The organism is Enterococcus sp. AZ128 (assembly GCF_051714485.1).
Classification (GTDB): domain Bacteria; phylum Bacillota; class Bacilli; order Lactobacillales; family Enterococcaceae; genus Enterococcus_A.
Window position 1 is genome coordinate 869,994 of the sequence record NZ_JBIORZ010000002.1, and the last position, 18,235, is coordinate 888,228.

The window sequence follows — 18,235 nt, forward strand, 5'->3', positions numbered from 1 at the left end:
GCTTCTTTTATGAGTGAAGATTTTTCTCAGTAGTAGGATGATATAATGAACGAAAGCGGATGCGCTTACAAGGAGTGTGAACTATCCATCGCATGTTGAATGGTAGTTCACAGATCATCCTAAACTGAGGAGTGAGGAAATGATTATTAAACAATTGCGAGAGGGAACGGCGTTTACCCATCAAGAATATGCAATCGTTCAGTTCATTTTAGAAAATCAGGAGTGTCTTTTGGATAAAACGGCTAAAGAATTAGCCGTTCTAACTTTAACCAGTCCAGCAACAATAAATCGATTATGCAAAAAACTTGGATTTAAAAGCTATCATGCGTTTCAACTGCAATATGTCAGTGAATATTCTCTAAACAAAAAAAATGATCAAACAAAATTGGATGCTCTGGCTTCAAATATCGAGCTATCTGAAACAGTTGAGGGGTTGTATCTTGAAACGGTTCGCTATACTCAAGAGATGATAAAAAAGAACTCATTGAATCGAATTATCAACCGCTTAGTTCACTCTAAGAGAATTGATTTTTACGCAAATGATGCGAACTTTACACGAGCACAAGGGGCTTGTTTAAAATTGAGCAGCCTTGGGATCAATACACAAGTTTTTAATACGTATAATGATTTTTATATTGGCTCCTTGTCAGATGGGGATAGTGTCGCGATCATCGTCAGCCATACAGGTGAAAATCTGGTAATGATCAATGCGGCCGTCGAGCTGCGTCGCAGAAATATTTTTACAATTGCGCTGACGAGTAATATCAATCGAAAACTAGATTTATTATGCAATGAAAGTCTTTATATTTATTCGGGTCATTACGAATTAACTTCGTTGCAATATGGGATTTCTGTCGATTATTTGCTAGATGTGATTTATACCTGTCTGGTTTCTAAGAAACGAAAGAATCCGTTTGATTTTGATCCACAATTTATGGATCTGAATGTTAATTAATTGAAGAAGAGAAAGGAAAGTATGGATGAAAACGATTATGTTAGTATGTGCTGCTGGAATGAGAACAAGTTTATTGGTTACGAAAATGGAAAAGGCGGCAGAGGCACAAGGTGTTGAAGCGAAAATTTTTGCATTATCTGCATCAGAAGCTGATCCCGAAATTGAAAAGGGCGAGATCGATGTGATTCTATTAGGTCCGCAAGTACGTTTTTTGTTGAAACAGTTTGAAGAAAAGACGGTTAGCCTAAAAGTACCCGTAGCAGTCATTGATATGCAAGACTATGGCATGATGAACGGGGAGAAGGTTTTCGCTACTGCGAATAAATTGATAGAAGAGGGAGTTTAGTAAATGGAGAATCAGAATCTAGCAGTCATCATGGGATTGATCGTACACGGTGGTAATGCCAAAAGTCATGCGATGGAAGCTATTCAAGCTGCAAAAGAGCAGCAGTTTCAAGAAGCGGACAAGAATATTGGTTTAGCCAAGGAATCTTTGGTAGAAGCACATCACGCACAGACCGGCTTGCTGACGGCAGAAGCCTCTGGCGAAACAACCGAGATCTCATTATTGATGGTTCACAGTCAAGATCATTTAATGACATCGATCGCTTTTACCGATTTGGCGGAAGAGCTGATTGCGATCTATAAGAAAATAGCCTAAAAGTCACTTGAGCAGCAATTTATCTGTTGCCGCACTGCGATTTTGAAACAAAATACTTCTTTCAAAAAACTATTTAGGCTGATTGATCCTTCTCAGCAATGACTTTAGGTGTGGAATTTGTGGAACGGTTAGTAAAAGAATAGGATCAATTAGAGAACCCTCAGGAATTTTTTATTCCTGAGGGTTTTTACTAAACGGCATCAATTTGTTTTGGATTTTTGCTTGTTTGTTTATCAGTAAAAATGAAGAAAATTCCGCAAAAGCTCAATAAAAGAAGAGCTGGAAGGATTTTATTGTTTGAAACATAGACATCCCAAAAGGAATTGATGGCCGCGTGAAAAAGCACGCATAAATAAATACTCTCATATTTGTTCCAGATAAAAGACAGCAAAAGGGATAGGCTGAAACAGGTCAAGGTAAACCATACCAAGCTCATAGAACTTTGATTCGACCCATTGATCCACCACAAAGGAATATGCCAGAAGGTCCAAATCATACTGACAATCACTGCTGAAGTCAGGATGGAATATTTCTTTTGCAGCATCGGCTGTAAAAAGCCACGCCAACCGATTTCTTCGATACCTCCGCCGATGATCATGATCGGCAGCTCCAGCAGAGCGATAGAGATCGGTACTTTTTGCACGCTTCCACCGAGTAAGGTCGGCAAGAAACAATAAAGCCACGCCATTCCAAAAACCAATAGATAAGCGCTGATCGGTTGCTTAATAGTCACGATATTTTTTTTGAAGGCGCGATAGTCTTCGGGAGAACTTGTTTTCTTTTTAAGGTAGAGTTCGTTGAAGGCAGGTGAGATACCGCCCAAAATAAATAGAATCATGATCAATGGATTCGAAAAAGGAAGATTGCCAAAATGGGTCAACGCTGCTGCTAAAAGCCAAAAGCTCCAAGAGATGATGATCGTCGAAAGTAAATAGTGCTTAATTGTTTGGTTTTTCATAGTAGACTCCCTTTTGTTCTTTCTTTTTAGCTAAAAAATCTGCGAGGGTATCTATCAAGAGCTCTAATGATGCTTGCCGGGCCTTCGAACCATAATCAACATTGGTCGCGGTGAAGTGAAGGCAATCCATCAGGTAAGAAACGATACCAAATGCATGAACATCGTCTTGCTCAATTCCTAGAACTTTTGCGATACGCTGAAAATTATTTGTTTGTTTTTCTTCTAGCGAGGTCTTCATCTTTTTTGGTAATTTATCCATCAATGAAGTTCGATCCTCTGGTTGAAGGTAGAGAACGATACTATCCTCCGCTAAATAGATTTCTTTTAACGATCGTTGAACTGCCAGATGAAAATCGCCCGTCTGGAAATCAATAGCGAGAAATGTACGGAATAGTTCTTCCTCGCTCTTTTGAATGACGTGAAAGAGCAGCTCTTCTTTAGAAGGGTAGTGGTTATAAAATGTTCCTTTTGCGATTCCGACAGCGTGAATGATGTCTTCTACCGTGATCTTTTTCATTCCTTTGATCTTTATCAGTCGGATCGTCTCGCGATACATCGCTTCTCTAAGTTGGTTCTTTTCTTCTTCCGTCACTATTTTTGGCATGCTTTTCTCCTTTTTTTGATCAAGTTATTGTTATTGGTGTGTTTATTTTGACTTGTTCGATATCTTTTGGTCACTTTAAAGTATACTAGGCCTATTCTGACTGTAAAGTTCTAAATAAAGACTGCTAGGTCAAGGGGAAAGAAGAGGAAACTAAACAAGCGTTGGAAGTACTGATAAAAAAGTACTTTCAACGCTTGTTAATCCATAATACAATAACGGTTTTGTAAAACGCATCATTCTTGAGAAAAGGGTCTTATTTCAAATTTTTTTCAATCATTTGTTTGAGTAATAACCCTGTTTCATAATCGGTAATCAATACATTGATGTAGCGACGCTTTAGCATCGCATAAATCGCTTTTGCTTTATTTTTGTTAGCGGCAACTCCAATAGAAAATTTTGTTTTGCTCAGCTTTTCAAGAGGAAAACCGATTGTCCGATTATACAGTTCACCTTTAAGAATCTTTCCATCACTGTCAAAAAACTGGCAGCAGCAATCGCCGACCGCTTCCCTTAATTTCAATTCTGTAAGATCCTCTGGCGAAAGGACATCACGCCATTTACTTTTTTGCTTTAACGTTCCGCCGATTCCCACGATCGCGACATCTAAATCATTCCAGAAAGGAAGCAGTTCATTGAGTAGCTCATCAGTGTTCAGCTTCTTTTTATACCCTTTTTTTTCTTGGATTACACGAGTATTGACGTAAAGGCAGCGACCTGAAAATTTTCCAGCCATTTCATGAACCATTGAGTTCACATGGTACTTGATATTTGTTGGACTTGATCCGCCAGCTAAAGGAATGAAGGTTACGTGTTTCGCTTGCTTGTATCCTGTCTTTGTGACAACTTTCGAAATTGTTTTTCCCCAACTAATACCTACATTATCCCCGTTTTTGATGATTCTTTGAATATATTCTGCTGCTTCTTCATAGAGACTTTCATCATCATAGGGTGAACGTGATGTAGAAGCAATGATGACATTTTTAAGCTCAAAGTGATTTTTTAAAAAAGATTCTAACTCTAGTAATTTTTCATCGTAATAATCAATTTCGATAGTGACGACATTGGAATCTCGCGCTTCTTTTAACATGCGAGAAATCGTTGCTCGGTTGACATTTATTTCTCTAGCAATCTCATTTTGGCTTCGACCGTCAATGTAGTATTGATAGGCAATTTTAGCTAAGGTCTTTTTTCTGCACATCCTTATTTCCCATCCTCTCTGTCCTCATTGAGATAATGAAATGACTTCTATTTCTTTCTCTAAGAAGAAGTGTTCAAATTCTTTTGCGACAGGGGCATCGGTTAAGAGAAAATCTATTTGCTCTGGGATAAAGCTTTGAAAAGGGAAGGTCGTCCCAAATTTTGAATGATCTGCAAGAGCGACGATCTGCGTCGTCTGGTTGCCCACAACACGTTTTACCAAAGCCTCTTCTGGTGTGAATTCCGAAAAGCCGAATCCAGTATCGATTCCTCTGCAAGAAGAGAAAACAACATCAAAATAATAAGTGGATAAGTACTCGCAAGTTTGTGATCCATGGAGACTCTCTCGTTTACTGAACATTTTTCCTGGAGGCAAATAAACCTCTATATTTTCGTTTTCCGATAAAGAAATAGCACTTGATAAATTAGTTGTGACAATTCGGGTACCGACCAAGCGATCCAATTTAGCAATTTCCAGAGCGAGATAATAGGAAGTAGAACTGGCATCCAGAAAAATTAATTGACGATTTCCGACAAAATCAATTGCAGATTGGGCGATTTTTCGCTTCTCTTCATAATGCTGTGAACGCTTGAACTCCGAGGTTGCCTCTATTTCTGTAACTGTCAACAAGGAAACACCACCTTTATGTTTCTGTACCAAACCTTTTTCGACAAGTGAATGAATATCTCTGCGAACGGTTGATTCACTGACAAATAAAAATTCGCTCAGCTTTTCTATAGAAACATATTTTTTCTCTGAAAGCAGAGTTAATAGTTGTTTTTCTCTATTTGTGTCCATTTTTACAACTCCGTTCACTCGCAGGTCTTAAGAATTTCCTGTGCTGTTTCTTCATCAGTAATCAAAGTATTGATTGCACCACTTCTTAACGCACCAATGATTGAGGGAACTTTTTCGATTGAACGGGCGACCCCAATAGAATTAGGAACGTTGAACATTCCTTCCATTCCGATACCAATGGTGCGATAGTACAGGTCATTTTTGATGATGTTCCCGGCGATATCATAAAAGTTTCCGCAGCAATCCCCAACTATTTGTTTTTCCTTTAACTCATCGATTTCTATTTTAGAAAGAATTTCTCGCCATTGACTCGCATTTTCAACAAAAGGATTTCCGATGCCGACTAAAGCAATATCTAAATTTTTCCAGTAATGATTGAGATCATCAAAGTTTTTAGAGCACTGGATCTGCTCTTTCAAAAGTTCAGATTCTTGGACCAAGCTGGCGTTCATAAAGACTGGTGTTCCTTTAAAAGCTTTTGAAAGATTGTTAATAATCGTATTTACGTGAGTATCAAAGGACGTTTTTTCAGGGCTGCCGATTAGCGGAACAAAGGTTGCCTGCGTGATTTTGTTAGATTTTACCAACTCAGTTAGATCAGCCAATGTTTTTCCGGAGGTGATTCCAACGGTATTTTCTGACTTAATGATTCGACTTAGATAGTAAGCCGCTTCAGTTAATAACTGTTCATTTTTTTGCTGTTCTGAGTTATCCTTCTGATTCCCTACGATAACTAAATGCTTCATTTCAAATTTTTCTTGAAGTAATGCTTCCAGTTTGAAGAGTTCCTCTGGGATGTCCTTCAGTTTTATTTCAACCATTCCTTCATTTTGTACCTGTTTAATCATTCGACTAACGGTAGTTCGATTCATTTCTAGCTCGTTTGCGATTTCATTTTGACTTTTGTTTTCTACATAGTATAGATAACCAACTTTGGATAATAATCGTTTTCTTTGTGTTTGCATGAGTTCCTCCTCTTTTATTTCAATATATTTATTTTCAAACCGTATACCATCTTTCTAGTGTGCTAAAGCACAATTGAAAACTGGCAACCTCATGTGTTCGTTTTCATTATATAGCATAATGAGAGAAAAATATATATTTATATATATTATGATATATGCACAAGTGTGCATATATTTATTAAAAGATATTTTGAACAAAGGTTTAGGTGCTGATAATACAGTATTTTTCAGAAAAGAGCTAAAAAAATCAATTCAAAAAATACTTGAAGCTGAAAGCGCTTATTATAATAAACTCATAAATCAATAGGAGGTGTATCAATGTCATACAGCAGAGAGACCATTTTTATCTTGTATGCACTTTTTATCATTGCTTTCTTTATTCAATGCTATTTATCGTATTTGCAAAACAAGGCTCTGCAACAGGAAGTAATGAAAATGAATCGAATGCACAGCAATCATTGTTACGTAACAGTTGGGAAAAAGCGGGCCCGCTTTTTCAGAAGAGGGTATGTCGTGATTTTAGCAGTGGATGCTTCACAGACTATCGTTCAGGCAAGGATCTTATCTGGTTTGACTGTGTTTGCACGTATGAAGCAAGAAACAGAAATCGTTGGCCAGAACATTAATTATTGGAAGCAATTGGAAAAACGGCAAATGACCTATAAAGACCATGCTGTTGCGGATGCGATTGACAAATTATTGGCAGTATAAACAAGGAGGGAAATCATGAAATTTGTAGAAGCGTTCACGAATGCATTTAATGCAGGGGGAGAAAATTTAGTTGGGTTGATTACGGGGATTGTTCCTACGTTGGCCTGTTTGATGACATTCATCACAGCAATCATCAAATTAATTGGTGAAGAAAGAGTGGAGAAGTTAGCGGCAAAAGTAGCAAGATTTCGCTTGCTGAGATACACGCTGTTGCCATTTTTAGGATTATTCATTTTTACTAATCCGATGTGCTACACAGTGGGGCAGTTTTTACCTGAAAAATATAAGGCATCTTATGTTGATGCATTGTGTGCGATCGGACATCCAATTACTGGACTTTTTCCGCATGCCAGCTCAGGTGAGTTGTTCGTCTATCTAGGTGTAATCAGCGGAATTCAAAAATTAGGTCTTTCAACTTCACGTTTGGCTCTTTACTATTTATTAGTTGGATTGATTTTAGCAATTGTACGAGGCATTCTAACAGAAAGATTATGGATGTATTACGCTAATAAGGCAGATGTGTCTTACCGAAACTCGTCAGAAATTTTACCAGCAGAATAAAAAGAATGATCGGTCACATTTAGTAGTTATGTTCATGAAAATAGGTAATCTTGATACCATTGTACGAAGGAGAGAAAAAATATGTATAAATCAGTTATTGTTGAAAAAGGAAATGGCGGCTGGGGAACACCCTTAACTATTACTCCTCAAGAGAATCAAAAAATTGTTTGTATCACAGCAGGTTCCATTCATCCAGTTGCACAGAAAATCGCAGAACTAACTGGAGCACCAGTTGTTGATGGCTTCAAACATCCAGTAAGCGACAAGGAAACGGCGTGTGCGATTATCGATTGCGGCGGTGTATCGCGGATGGGGGTATTGCCTAAAAAAGGTATTTTGACAATCAATGTTAACGGCGGCGGCCCTTCTGGTCCGTTAGCACGTTTTATTAAAGAAGGAATCTTTGTATCGGGTGTTGCTGAGAAAAACGTTTCTTTGGCGAATGAATAGGAGGCAGGAGAATGGAACAAGAGAAAAAGAATTTTTTTGGAAATTTAATTGAAGTATTTGGTCGCGGAGCTGGGAAAGTTACGTCAACCTTTTATGCTGCGGGTCGTGAAACGATGGACGTTATTATTCATAACGTCCTGCCATTTATGTTCTTTGTTTCAGCGTTAGTTGGGATCATTACATCAACCGGTATCGGTGATATCATCGCCAATGCATTATCTCCGTTGGCGAACAACATTGTTGGTTTGATTATTCTGTCCTTTATTTGCGGCTTTCCTATTTTGTCACCACTATTAGGACCAGGTGCAGTAATTGCTCAGGTATTAGGCGTGTTGATCGGAACTGAAATCGGCCGTGGAAATATTCCGCCGCAGTTTGCTTTGCCGGCATTGTTTGCGATCGATGTTCAAGTAGGCGCGGATTTCATTCCCGTTGGTATGAGTTTAGGCGAAGCAAGACCTGAAACTACGGAATGTGCTGTACCGGCGATTCTTCTAGGTCGCTTCATTACGGCGCCGGTGGGTGTATTGATCGGTTTTGCATTATCATTCAGTTTATTTTAAGGAGGTTAAAAGGTGACTGAAGCAATTTTTGATACGGAGATTATTCGATTAGGTTCGTGTGCTAAAGAAATGCTGGAAGAAAATATGATCGTTCTATTTGGAAAAGAAGTTCCAGAACTAGTCGAAGATGTTTCATTTATTCATTCCTCTAACAAACTAAAGATGGAACCGAAAAAGGGCGATTTTTTAGCGATTGGAGAGAGTACATTTGAAATCGACGAGGTGGGTCGGTTAGTTTATAAAAACCTTTCAGAATTGGGACATTGCACGATTCAATTTGTAAGGGATGATTCTGAAGAAGAGATATTACCAGGAACTATTTTAGTCCGAACAGAAGAACTGCCAACGATTGATATTGAGACGCAGGTTAGGATATTTCAAAGAGAATAAAGGGGAAGCATGAGATGAGTAAAGGACAAACGGGAGTTGTTTTTGGCATACAAAAGTTCTCCATACATGACGGGCCAGGAATACGTACCGTTGTCTTTTTAAAAGGATGCCCGTTAAAATGCCTATGGTGCCATAATCCAGAAGGAATCTCAAAAGAAATTCAAGTACGAAAGAAAACTGAAAACAGTGACATGAACGCCGCGTTGATCAATAAATTGAAACAGATTAATCATGGTTGTCAATCATTGATAGAGCACCCGGTGGTTCAGGATTTTCGCCACGCTGGTTTTGAACTGGTTGGAAATTATGTCACTGTAGAGGAGATTCTGAAAGAAGTGGTAAAAGACCAAGCTTACTATAAAAAAAGTGGTGGTGGATTGACGGTTTCAGGGGGAGAACCGATGTTTCAATCAGAGTTCTTGTTAGAGCTTTTGTGCAAGACGAAAGAATTAGGGATCAACACTTGCGTTGAAACAAGCGGATATGCTTCTGAGTCAGCTTTTTTAACTATCTCACCCTATGTCGATCTTTTTCTATTTGATATTGCTGAATTGTAATATTAATCGCAACAAAGAACCCATCAAAAATTTCTAGTAAAATGAGTTTAGGATAACAAACTACTAGGAGTGATTTTGATGGGTTCACACAAAAAGCTTACACGAGATAATCGAAAATGTATAGAGACGATGATTTATGATGCCAAGAGTATTCAAGAAATAGCGGACAGAATTGGTGTTAGCCGAACAACGATTGATCGTGAGTTGAAACGAGTACCCGAAGATTTGATCTATAATGCCGACAATGCGCAATTAGATGCGGAAATGAAGCGCAGTGCCTGTGGTGCGAAGTCCAAATGGACTTCTGAATTCGCTTATCAGATTGAATGTGATCTTGAAGACAGCTGGTCCCCTGAACAAATTGCGAATGATCGTCAAATAGTTTCATTCAAAACCATTTACAATTGGCTCTATGCCGGTATTCTTAATGTGTCTAAACAGTGTCTGAGACATAAAGGCAGAAGACAAGAAAAACAAGAAGAGGCACGAGGCAAAATGACTGTAGGGCATACCATTGATGAACGCCCAGCTTCTGTGTCAACTCGAGAAGAATTTGGACATTGGGAGTTGGACACAGTTGTTTCTAGCAGAGGGGAAAGCAAAGCCTGCGAAGCAACGTTTATTGAACGGAAAACACGCTTTTATTGGGCGATCTCAATGAGGGATCGTACCGCGAAGTCAATGGCACAAGCGATTAAAGCTTTTGTGCAAGACCTAGGGAGTCACAAGGCATTTTTAAGCTTTACGGTCGACCGTGGGAAAGAGTTTTCTTGCTGGAAAGAAATTGAGAAAGATTTAGACGTACCTATGTATTTTTGTGATCCATACTCCCCATGGCAACGCGGATCTAACGAAAATGGGAATGGTTTATTTAGAGAATTCTTCCCTAAGGGAACTGATTTTTCAAAGGTACCCCCTACGGAGAAACAGGAAGCATTACGCAAGATAAATATGCGTCCTAAAAAAACATTGAACTGGAAAAATTGTTGGGAAGTCTTTCAAGAAGAAATGTTGCAATTAATTTGACAATTCAGCTATTAAAGAAACAGATAGCGGAAAAAGCAAAAAATTGATCGGTGCAGGAAGTGGGAAAATTTTTACAGCACTAAAACTACTGAATAAGTTAAATAAACCAATTATTCTTCGTTGTCCGATCATTCCGACATTAAATGATCGTCCGGATCACTTTGCGAAGATCGCAGAATTAACGAAGCAAAATAACTCCGTTCTCGGTTGCGAAATTATGCCCTATCACAATTATGGGATCTCGAAGGCCAAGAAAATCGACTATTCTTTTATTGAAGAGTTTGAAACACCTTCAAAAGAAACAGTCGAACAGTGGAAGGCACAAATAAAGAAAGAGGGTGGAAAACTGGTGGATTGGAAAACAATTTTCCTCCGCTAATGATTATGAATAAACGAATTGAACAAATGAAAGAAAATTTGCAACAGTTGAATCAGGCGGGTGTTCGAAAAACCTTTTATTATCGGTTTATTGCCGAAGCAATACGACAGCATCAAGGTGAACCAGTGCAGATTATTCGTGCAAAAGCAATCGAGAATATTTTGTTGAAGGTACCGATCACGATTGAAGACCCAGAGTTATTAGTAGGATCAATGACGGGACTATGTCCGGTATTTGACGAGCATGCAATTTTTGATGAACGAATCAATCAAGCAGATGAGATTGTGAGCGAGTATCTGGAAAAGAAACGAATGGATGATACGATCAATGCTGGAAAACAATATTCGGAGGATGATGTTCGAACATTTGAAGATGATTTTACGAACAAAAAAAGTCGTTGGGCACTGATGTCTCGGGTTCATCATGACTCGAATATTACGTATGAGGAGCTTCAACGCTTAATTTCTGTGATGGAAGAAAAATATGTACGACCAAACGGACCGATCGACAAATATGAAATAGGCAGAGAGTTGGAACGCGCATTTAAATTTGATTATAAAGAGGATAAAGAATTAGTTACTTCTTTACCGTGGTTTGTGGCAAATCATCTATCACTGGATTATAACGCAGTATTGTCTGTTGGATTGAGTGCGTTTACCGAGAATCTCCAAAGTCTGAGACGGCATAATTCTAATGATGATGAAAAAAAGGAGTACTATGACGCGGCTTTGATCGTCACAGGAGCCATGAAACAATTCATGTTGAGATGTGAGGCGTATCTTAACCGCAGAGTTGAAAGTGAAGCATTAACAGATGTTCGAAAAGTGGAATTAACGAATTTAGCTGTAGTCTGTAAGAAATTATCAACTGAAAAACCAGAAACTTTTTACGAGAGTATTCAGTTATTATGGTCTCTACACTTAATCGCGCAATTTTGTGGTGCGTCGGCAATGTCCTTCGCCAGAATTGATCAGTATTTGCTACCATTTTATCAGCAGGGAATTACAGACGAAGACTGCTCTACTGAGTTTATGGAAGAAATTTTGTCTAATTTATGGGTTAAGATCAATGAACCAAAAATGCGGACAGTTCAAAGTTTGACGCTTGGTGGGATTACTCGATCTGGGGAGAATGCCTTCAATGATTTGTCACGTTTTTGCATGAAAACATTAACTGAGCTGAAATTACCCTATCCGAATGTGGGTTTGCGAATCAATCAGAAGAATCCTGCGGATATTTATGATTATGCAGTTGCTTCGTATCGAAACGGCACGGGAAATCCGATGCTGTTAAATGATCATATTTGGATTGAAAATATGCTTAGTCTAGGTTATCCCGTGGAAGATGCAAATGATTACTACAACATGGGATGTGTCGAGATCATGATCCCTAACAAATTGCCGAATTGGGGTGTCACGGAGGCGATCGCGTTTCCAATGGTATTGGAGAATACTTTCAATAAAATTGGTCGGCATCAGTTAAGCATTAGTACCTTTGATGAATTTATGCAGTTGTATTTTGATGAAATGAAGCAAGCTATTCAACGAGATGTTCAAGAGGCGCTAGCTAAAAAAACGAGTCAAGATGGAAAATGCTTTGATCCATATGCTTCGTTGCTGATAGATTCATGTATTGAACAAGGCAAAGATATGTTTCAAGGCGGTGTCGAATACCCAACACATTGGTCCATTTATGCCTATGGCTTGGGGACATTGGCTGATTCTTTACAGGTGGTTAAGTCCGCTGTGTTTGAGGACCGATTGGTTACACTAGATAAAATGAGTGAAATATTGCAAAAAAACTTTGAAGGATATGAAGAGTTGCGTGAAATCTTCCAAAAGGATTACGCTAAATTTGGGAATAACATGGCCGCAGTTGACCAGTTAGCGGATCAGGTCTTAAGTGAATTTAATAAAGAAATCTTTTCTCTAAATAAGGGACTCCATGAGGATAAGTTTGTTACGACGCTATTCGGCTATTTCTTCCATATTTACCACGGGGAGATCACGGGAGCTACACCAGATGGTCGTCTAAAAGGAGAACCTTTCAGCGATAGTATGGGTCCGAGCCAAGGAAAAGACATTGAAGGTCCGACATCGCTGCTGAATTCTACATTGTTATTGGACAATCAACACATTACTGGCGGTTACGCATTGAATCTGAAAATAAACCCGCAATTTTTAAAAGAGGATCAAGGCACGGAAGCCTTAAAATACTTATTGATGACGTACATGTCCGAGGGTGGACCGCAAGTACAGGTGTATACATCGTCAGTAGAAGATTTGAAAGATGCGCAAAAGTATCCTGAAAAGCATACAGATCTCATTGTGCGAGTAGGCGGGTATTGTGAATACTTTGTCAATTTAGATCGCGCTCTGCAGAATGAAATCATTACTCGTACCCTACACGAATGTTGAAACTGAGGCTGTTGTCTCAGTTTTTTTCATCCCGTCCTCTAGAAAAAATGACATCAAAATTGAAAAAATTTCAACTTTAGTGTCAGACGACTGTTTCTTTAATTATAAAGCTATACTGAGATCAGACAAAAGAAGGGATTTGATTAGATGTTAATGGATATGAAGAAATTGCTAGAAACTGCTTATGAAAATAAATTTGCGATCGGGGCATTTAACGTAGCGAATAGTGAATTTGCGAAAGCGGTGATTCAAGGAGCAGAAGCACAAAATGCACCAGCCATTATTCAGATTCATCCGTTGGAAATCGCGTTGATGGGGGATGCCTTTGTTGCTTACCTAAGCGAAGCAATCAACAAGACCAGTATTCCAATGGCACTTCATTTAGACCACGGAGGCTCAATAGCTGATGTTTTACGAGCAATAAAAAATGGCTATAACTCTGTCATGATTGATGCTTCTCATTTAAATTTTGAAGAAAATATTGCTTTGACCGCAAAGGTTGTTGAAATCGCTCATAGTGTCGGAGTGGCCGTCGAAGCAGAACTAGGAACGATCGGAAGTAATGAAGGCAGCGGCGAAGGGGGAGCGGATGAAATCTTGTATACAAATCCTGAACAGGCAAAAGAATTTGTGGAAAGAACTGGAATTGATTTACTGGCGGTAGCGATTGGGACTTCTCATGGAATTTATCCAGAGACGAAGGATCATAAGATTCGAGTAGATTTATTGAAACAAATTAAAGAAAGAGTATCTGTTCCGATGGTCCTGCATGGCGGGTCAGATAATAAGGATGCCGAAATCAGCGGAGCTAGTCAAAATGGTATCGCGAAAATAAACTTAGCCTCTGATATGAAAAAGGCATTTTATGACACTTTGCGTAAGCAGTTAGTGGAGCATCCAGACCAATACGAATCCTTTCAAGTACTGCCTAACGCAACGAATGCTGCTCAGATGATTGTTGAACAAAAAATCAAATTATTCGGTTCGAGCGGAAAGGCAGAATTGTATAAGTAATAATTATTTAAAGATTTCGGTTCCTCTTTTTACAGGGAAAAATTAATTCTTAACTATGAATAAGGAGAAAAAATATGCTGACTGAAGCAATACGGATTTATGGAAAAAAAGACTTGCGTTTAGAAACATTTGAATTACCAAAAATCAAAGAGGATGAGATCCTTTTCGAAGTCATTGTTGATAGTATCTGCATGTCCACGTACAAAATCGCGATTCAAGGTGAAGAACATAAAAAGGTACCAGGTAATATCCAGAGTAATCCTGTGATCGTTGGACATGAAATCTGCGGAAATCTTGTAAATGTCGGGGGAAAATGGCGTGAAAAATATGATGTATCCAAAAAATATGTAATCCAGCCTAACATTCCTAAAGGGATTAAATATCCCGGTTATTCAATGGAAAATTGCGGTGGTGATGCGACCTATATTATTTTACCTTCAATTATTATGGAGGAGGACTGTCTGATCCCTTTTTTAGGAGATTCCTATTTTGAAGGAGCTTTAACAGAACCTTTATCCTGTGTGATCGGAGCCATTAATGCAAATTACCATCAAAAGAAGCATACCCATCATCATGACTATGGTATCAAAAAAGGTGGAAATGTTTTGATTATGGGGGGCACAGGTCCAATGGGCTTGTTTGGTATCGACTGTTCTATTAATCGGGGCAATACGCCTAAAAACGTTGTTGTTACAGATATTGATGATGCAAAACTCGAACGTGCGAAAAAGCTCTACCCAGGAAATAATCAAACGAAGGTCACCTATATAAATACGAAGGAACTGTCGGATCAAGCAGAGTATCTGGAAGAAATTATTGGAGCTAAGTACGATGACATTTTCATTTTCGCACCCGTGGAGGCGTTAGTTCATATTGGCGACCAAGTATTGAATGACGACGGCTGCCTGAATTTATTTGCCGGTCCATCAAATAAAGAATTCTCCTCGAATGTGAATTTTTACAATGTACATTATCGAAATACGCACTACGCTGGGACATCTGGCGGAACGTTAGGCGATGCAATTGATTCGATCAAATTGATTGAACAAAAAAAGTAGATGTTTCAAAAGTGGTCACTCATGTTTTGGGGCTGAAGGATGCCGGGAGAGTTACTTTGGATCAGGTGTCGATCGGCGGAGGGAAAAAGCTTGTGTATCCACATTGTGAACTGCCTTTTGCTTCATTAGAAGAGTTAATGGCTGAAGACACTCCCTTAGCAAAGATCTTGAAGAAAAATGACGGACTCTGGTGTAATGAGGCGGAACAATATGTCTTAAAGCACTGTAGAAAGCAGGTTTGACAATAAATCGCAGGTTCGCTCTGTTTTTTTTCCTGTGCTTTTGATACTCTGAATATAGAAAAAAGATAAGGAGAAGCCATGAAATATACTGCAGAAGAACGTGTGTATGAAAGCCTACGCTTATTAGAACAAGAGCATAGAGAGGGCGTGACTGCGAATCAGCTTGCTGAATTCTTAGGGATGAAACGCAATTCTGCTAGTCATTACTTAACTATCTTACTAGAATCTGAACAGGTCCAACGTTCAGAAACCAAACCAGCTAAATGGCAAACCATTGAAAATGTTGCTGATGAAAAAGCCGATGTTTTCGCAGATTTTGTCGGGTATCAAACCAGTTTAGAACCGGAAATAGAGCAGTGTAAAGCAGCGATTGAATACCCCCCTCGAGGCTTGCCAATCATTATCAACGGCAAGAGTGGTGTCGGGAAAAGCTATTTGGCTTCTCTGATTCACGCTTATTCTTTAAAAGAGGCGCTGATTCAAAAAGATGCTCCATTCGTGGTACTTAACTGTGCGGATTATGCCAATAATCCGGAGTTACTTTCGGCCACTCTTTTTGGTTATAAAAAGGGAACATTTACAGGCGCGGATACAGATAGGACAGGACTGATTGACGAGGCGGACAAAGGCATCCTCTTCCTAGATGAGGTTCATCGATTAAGCTATGAAAATCAAGAGAAACTCTTTTTACTGATGGATCAAGGAATTTATCGTCCTTTGGGTGAAAAAGGGGATATTAAACGAGCAGACATTCGCTTTATTTTTGCGACTACTGAAAACAATGATGATGTTCTATTAGATACCTTCCAAAGAAGGATACCAGTGAGTATTTATTTACCGGATTTTCATGAACGGCCATTTGAAGAACGGATTCAACTGATTTACCGTTTTTATAGAAATGAAGCGGCAGCATTAAAGAAGAATATCCTTATTGATAGTTCAGTGATCGATTTTTTAAGTTTTTCCACTTTTGAAGGAAACATTGGCAGACTAAAAAATCTAATAAAAATCAGCTGTGCGAACGCTTGGCGTGAAGCGAAACAAGAAGAACGGTTGGCGATTAAACTAACTCATTTTCCAAGTCGGTATACATTTGAGAAACATAGCAAAACGATCTTTGACTCAATCGAAATCGAATGTAGTCAAGAAAGCCTTATCGATAGTCAAGTCTACCCTTATTCAAGAGAACTGATTGAATCCTTATGGGATGATATTGTCTTTTTTGATGCTAGTGGATTCAATAAAAATATTTTTTCGCTACTGAAAAATAAGACCAACCGGATCATTAAACAAATTGAGAACGAGCTTCAAAATAGTGAGAGATCAGATGAACTTAGTGAAACGATCCGCTCAAGTTTTGTTTCTCAAATGGAATATACCTTGAAAAATTATGGAATCATTTATACGCAAAACGAATTAGCAGGTCTCTTTCAGATATATAAATATTTTCAGCATATCAAGCCTTTTGAAAATAGTGCGATGATGACAGCGTATCAGACGATTCGAAATAATTTCTCCAGAGAAAATTATCTTGCCCGGAAGCTGATTGAACAGCTGGATCACTATAAAATCGTTAATCCGCTTCTGGTAGAGGTGTTTTTTACCTTCTTCATCGAGAATCGTTGGCAGTCTAAGGCGAGACTACAGGGGTTGATCGTCACGCATGGATCAAGTACGGCCTCCAGTATTGCTTCAGTAGCGAATTACTTATGCAGAGATTTCATCTTTGAATCGGTAGATATGCCCATCGATGTTTCTTTAACGGAGATTATCTCAAATGTCAGAAATTTTATTGAACAAATCGATACTAGAGAAGGGCTAGTCTTATTGGTAGATATGGGATCGTTGAGAGAGCTTTTCAAAAAGATAAAGACCAGCCTGGAAGGTGAGCTTCTGATTATTAATAATGTGACGACAATGATTGCATTAGACATCGGTACAAAATTATCTAACGGCGCGTCCTTTGATGAGTTGATCAAAGAATGCAGTGTGGGGTATACAAGTGAGGCGCAATATTATGAAGGGATATCTAAAGGAGACAATATCATTGTTTCGTGTATTTCTGGTTTAGGTATTTCAGAAAAACTCAGAGATATTATCAGTGAGTATGTGGATGCTGAGAAAATAGAGATTATCACCATCGATCATGAACGATTGATACAAGAAGATCAGCAGGCTGAGTTGCTGCAGGATACACGATTGATCATTACTACTTCAAAAGTAGCGATAAATGCAGATATTCCAATTCTAGAGATGGAAAAAATTTGGAGTCCTGTCGGTGAAGAAGCATTAAGAAAAGGGTTGCGTGATTCGATTTCTGTAGAAAAATTTGAAGAACTGAAACAATCGCTGGTAAGGTTCTTTTCAATAGAAGGAATTTCAGATCGGTTAACTTTCCTGAATCCCGCGATTGTGATTGCCGATGCAGAGCTAGTGGTCTCCGCTTACGAAGAATATTATAATATCAACTTCGAACTATTTAAACGAATGAATTTATGTATGCATATCTCCATTATGCTCGAACGGTTGATTCTGGAGGATTCAAGTGGAAACGATGCCGAGTTTGATTATTCTGCAGAGGAAACAGAGTTTAATCAAGTCAATCAAACAATATTTGATTCCATAACAAAAAAATACAATGTTGACCTCAGTGAGTATGAAACTCATGTTTTATATACTTTGGTTAATTCGTAAAGGCGAAGTGTTCTAAACACTCCGCTTTTTTGAC

Annotated in this window: 17 protein-coding genes and 2 pseudogenes; 14 read left to right on the plus strand and 5 right to left on the minus strand. The window is 38.7% G+C overall.

The window, feature by feature from the left end:
* Nucleotides 1–139: 139 nt before the first annotated feature.
* From IGI38_RS15960 to IGI38_RS15970, 3 genes are read left to right on the plus strand one after another with little or no spacing between them, the layout of a single operon-like run.
* Nucleotides 140–955, plus strand: a complete 816-nt coding sequence (locus tag IGI38_RS15960; RefSeq protein ID WP_438732393.1) for a MurR/RpiR family transcriptional regulator — start codon at nt 140–142, stop codon at nt 953–955.
* 25 nt (nt 956–980) lie between these two features.
* On the plus strand, nt 981–1,301 hold the full coding sequence (locus IGI38_RS15965) for a PTS sugar transporter subunit IIB (RefSeq protein WP_438732395.1): 321 nt from the start codon (nt 981–983) through the stop codon (nt 1,299–1,301).
* 3 nt (nt 1,302–1,304) lie between these two features.
* The gene (locus IGI38_RS15970; protein WP_438732397.1) at nt 1,305–1,616 is read left to right on the plus strand and encodes a PTS lactose/cellobiose transporter subunit IIA; all 312 of its coding nucleotides are present in this window, start codon (nt 1,305–1,307) and stop codon (nt 1,614–1,616) included.
* Nucleotides 1,617–1,806: 190 nt separating this feature from the next.
* On the opposite strand, the gene IGI38_RS15975 is transcribed toward IGI38_RS15970, so the two are convergent.
* The 5 genes from IGI38_RS15975 to IGI38_RS15995 all read right to left on the minus strand — a co-directional run bounded on the left by IGI38_RS15975 (nt 1,807) and on the right by IGI38_RS15995 (nt 6,139).
* Nucleotides 1,807–2,574 (minus strand): CPBP family intramembrane glutamic endopeptidase, encoded by a 768-nt coding sequence (locus tag IGI38_RS15975; protein WP_438732399.1) that lies wholly within the window; start codon nt 2,572–2,574, stop codon nt 1,807–1,809.
* Entirely contained in the window at nt 2,555–3,178 is a 624-nt protein-coding gene (locus tag IGI38_RS15980) for a TetR/AcrR family transcriptional regulator (protein WP_438732401.1), read from the minus strand. The genes IGI38_RS15975 and IGI38_RS15980 overlap by 20 nt, the downstream gene beginning before the upstream one ends.
* Before the next feature lie 253 nt (nt 3,179–3,431).
* Nucleotides 3,432–4,376, minus strand: a complete 945-nt coding sequence (locus IGI38_RS15985) for a sugar-binding transcriptional regulator (protein WP_438732403.1) — start codon at nt 4,374–4,376, stop codon at nt 3,432–3,434.
* Nucleotides 4,377–4,400: 24 nt separating this feature from the next.
* Nucleotides 4,401–5,174: a DeoR/GlpR family DNA-binding transcription regulator gene (locus tag IGI38_RS15990; protein ID WP_438732405.1), complete on the minus strand. Its 774-nt coding sequence runs from the start codon at nt 5,172–5,174 to the stop codon at nt 4,401–4,403.
* A gap of 14 nt (nt 5,175–5,188) precedes the next feature.
* On the minus strand, nt 5,189–6,139 hold the full coding sequence (locus tag IGI38_RS15995) for a sugar-binding transcriptional regulator (RefSeq protein WP_438732407.1): 951 nt from the start codon (nt 6,137–6,139) through the stop codon (nt 5,189–5,191).
* Nucleotides 6,140–6,457: 318 nt separating this feature from the next.
* On the opposite strand from IGI38_RS15995, the gene IGI38_RS16000 reads away from it, so the two are divergent.
* The 11 genes and pseudogenes from IGI38_RS16000 (at nt 6,458) to IGI38_RS16050 (ending at nt 18,201) form a co-directional block, all read left to right on the plus strand.
* On the plus strand, nt 6,458–6,850 hold the full coding sequence (locus IGI38_RS16000; protein WP_438732409.1) for a transcriptional regulator GutM: 393 nt from the start codon (nt 6,458–6,460) through the stop codon (nt 6,848–6,850).
* Between the two features lie 15 nt (nt 6,851–6,865).
* Nucleotides 6,866–7,411, plus strand: a complete 546-nt coding sequence (gene srlA, locus IGI38_RS16005) for a PTS glucitol/sorbitol transporter subunit IIC (RefSeq protein ID WP_438732411.1) — start codon at nt 6,866–6,868, stop codon at nt 7,409–7,411.
* An 81-nt stretch (nt 7,412–7,492) separates the two neighbouring features.
* A pseudogene (locus IGI38_RS16010) lies at nt 7,493–8,424 on the plus strand (PTS glucitol/sorbitol transporter subunit IIB).
* A 12-nt stretch (nt 8,425–8,436) separates the two neighbouring features.
* Nucleotides 8,437–8,814 (plus strand): PTS glucitol/sorbitol transporter subunit IIA, encoded by a 378-nt coding sequence (locus IGI38_RS16015; protein ID WP_438732413.1) that lies wholly within the window; start codon nt 8,437–8,439, stop codon nt 8,812–8,814.
* Nucleotides 8,815–8,828: 14 nt separating this feature from the next.
* Nucleotides 8,829–9,371, plus strand: coding sequence for a glycyl-radical enzyme activating protein (locus IGI38_RS16020; protein ID WP_438732415.1), 543 nt, complete (start codon nt 8,829–8,831; stop codon nt 9,369–9,371).
* 78 nt (nt 9,372–9,449) lie between these two features.
* Nucleotides 9,450–10,397: an IS30 family transposase gene (locus IGI38_RS16025; protein ID WP_438725454.1), complete on the plus strand. Its 948-nt coding sequence runs from the start codon at nt 9,450–9,452 to the stop codon at nt 10,395–10,397.
* A gap of 43 nt (nt 10,398–10,440) precedes the next feature.
* Nucleotides 10,441–10,776: a hypothetical protein gene (locus IGI38_RS16030; RefSeq protein WP_438732417.1), complete on the plus strand. Its 336-nt coding sequence runs from the start codon at nt 10,441–10,443 to the stop codon at nt 10,774–10,776.
* A gap of 5 nt (nt 10,777–10,781) precedes the next feature.
* On the plus strand, nt 10,782–13,193 hold the full coding sequence (locus IGI38_RS16035) for a pyruvate formate lyase family protein (protein WP_438732419.1): 2,412 nt from the start codon (nt 10,782–10,784) through the stop codon (nt 13,191–13,193).
* 147 nt (nt 13,194–13,340) lie between these two features.
* On the plus strand, nt 13,341–14,207 hold the full coding sequence (locus IGI38_RS16040) for a ketose-bisphosphate aldolase (RefSeq protein ID WP_438732421.1): 867 nt from the start codon (nt 13,341–13,343) through the stop codon (nt 14,205–14,207).
* Between the two features lie 74 nt (nt 14,208–14,281).
* Nucleotides 14,282–15,507: pseudogene (locus IGI38_RS16045) on the plus strand (L-sorbose 1-phosphate reductase).
* Nucleotides 15,508–15,585: 78 nt separating this feature from the next.
* Nucleotides 15,586–18,201: a sigma 54-interacting transcriptional regulator gene (locus IGI38_RS16050; protein ID WP_438732422.1), complete on the plus strand. Its 2,616-nt coding sequence runs from the start codon at nt 15,586–15,588 to the stop codon at nt 18,199–18,201.
* The last annotated feature ends 34 nt before the right edge of the window (nt 18,202–18,235 follow it).

Bases quoted from the DNA above. Each gene is read 5' to 3' on its own strand.
- IGI38_RS15990 (WP_438732405.1), bottom strand. From the start codon at position 5,174: ATGGACACAAATAGAGAAAAACAACTATTAACTCTGCTTTCAGAGAAA.
- IGI38_RS16020 (WP_438732415.1), top strand. From the start codon at position 8,829: ATGAGTAAAGGACAAACGGGAGTTGTTTTTGGCATACAAAAGTTCTCC.
- IGI38_RS15970 (WP_438732397.1), top strand. From the start codon at position 1,305: ATGGAGAATCAGAATCTAGCAGTCATCATGGGATTGATCGTACACGGT.
- IGI38_RS16025 (WP_438725454.1), top strand. From the start codon at position 9,450: ATGGGTTCACACAAAAAGCTTACACGAGATAATCGAAAATGTATAGAG.
- IGI38_RS16035 (WP_438732419.1), top strand. From the start codon at position 10,782: ATGAATAAACGAATTGAACAAATGAAAGAAAATTTGCAACAGTTGAAT.
- IGI38_RS15995 (WP_438732407.1), bottom strand. From the start codon at position 6,139: ATGCAAACACAAAGAAAACGATTATTATCCAAAGTTGGTTATCTATAC.
- IGI38_RS16040 (WP_438732421.1), top strand. From the start codon at position 13,341: ATGTTAATGGATATGAAGAAATTGCTAGAAACTGCTTATGAAAATAAA.
- IGI38_RS15965 (WP_438732395.1), top strand. From the start codon at position 981: ATGAAAACGATTATGTTAGTATGTGCTGCTGGAATGAGAACAAGTTTA.
- IGI38_RS15975 (WP_438732399.1), bottom strand. From the start codon at position 2,574: ATGAAAAACCAAACAATTAAGCACTATTTACTTTCGACGATCATCATC.
- IGI38_RS15960 (WP_438732393.1), top strand. From the start codon at position 140: ATGATTATTAAACAATTGCGAGAGGGAACGGCGTTTACCCATCAAGAA.
- IGI38_RS16000 (WP_438732409.1), top strand. From the start codon at position 6,458: ATGTCATACAGCAGAGAGACCATTTTTATCTTGTATGCACTTTTTATC.
- IGI38_RS15985 (WP_438732403.1), bottom strand. From the start codon at position 4,376: ATGTGCAGAAAAAAGACCTTAGCTAAAATTGCCTATCAATACTACATT.
- IGI38_RS16050 (WP_438732422.1), top strand. From the start codon at position 15,586: ATGAAATATACTGCAGAAGAACGTGTGTATGAAAGCCTACGCTTATTA.
- srlA (WP_438732411.1), top strand. From the start codon at position 6,866: ATGAAATTTGTAGAAGCGTTCACGAATGCATTTAATGCAGGGGGAGAA.
- IGI38_RS15980 (WP_438732401.1), bottom strand. From the start codon at position 3,178: ATGCCAAAAATAGTGACGGAAGAAGAAAAGAACCAACTTAGAGAAGCG.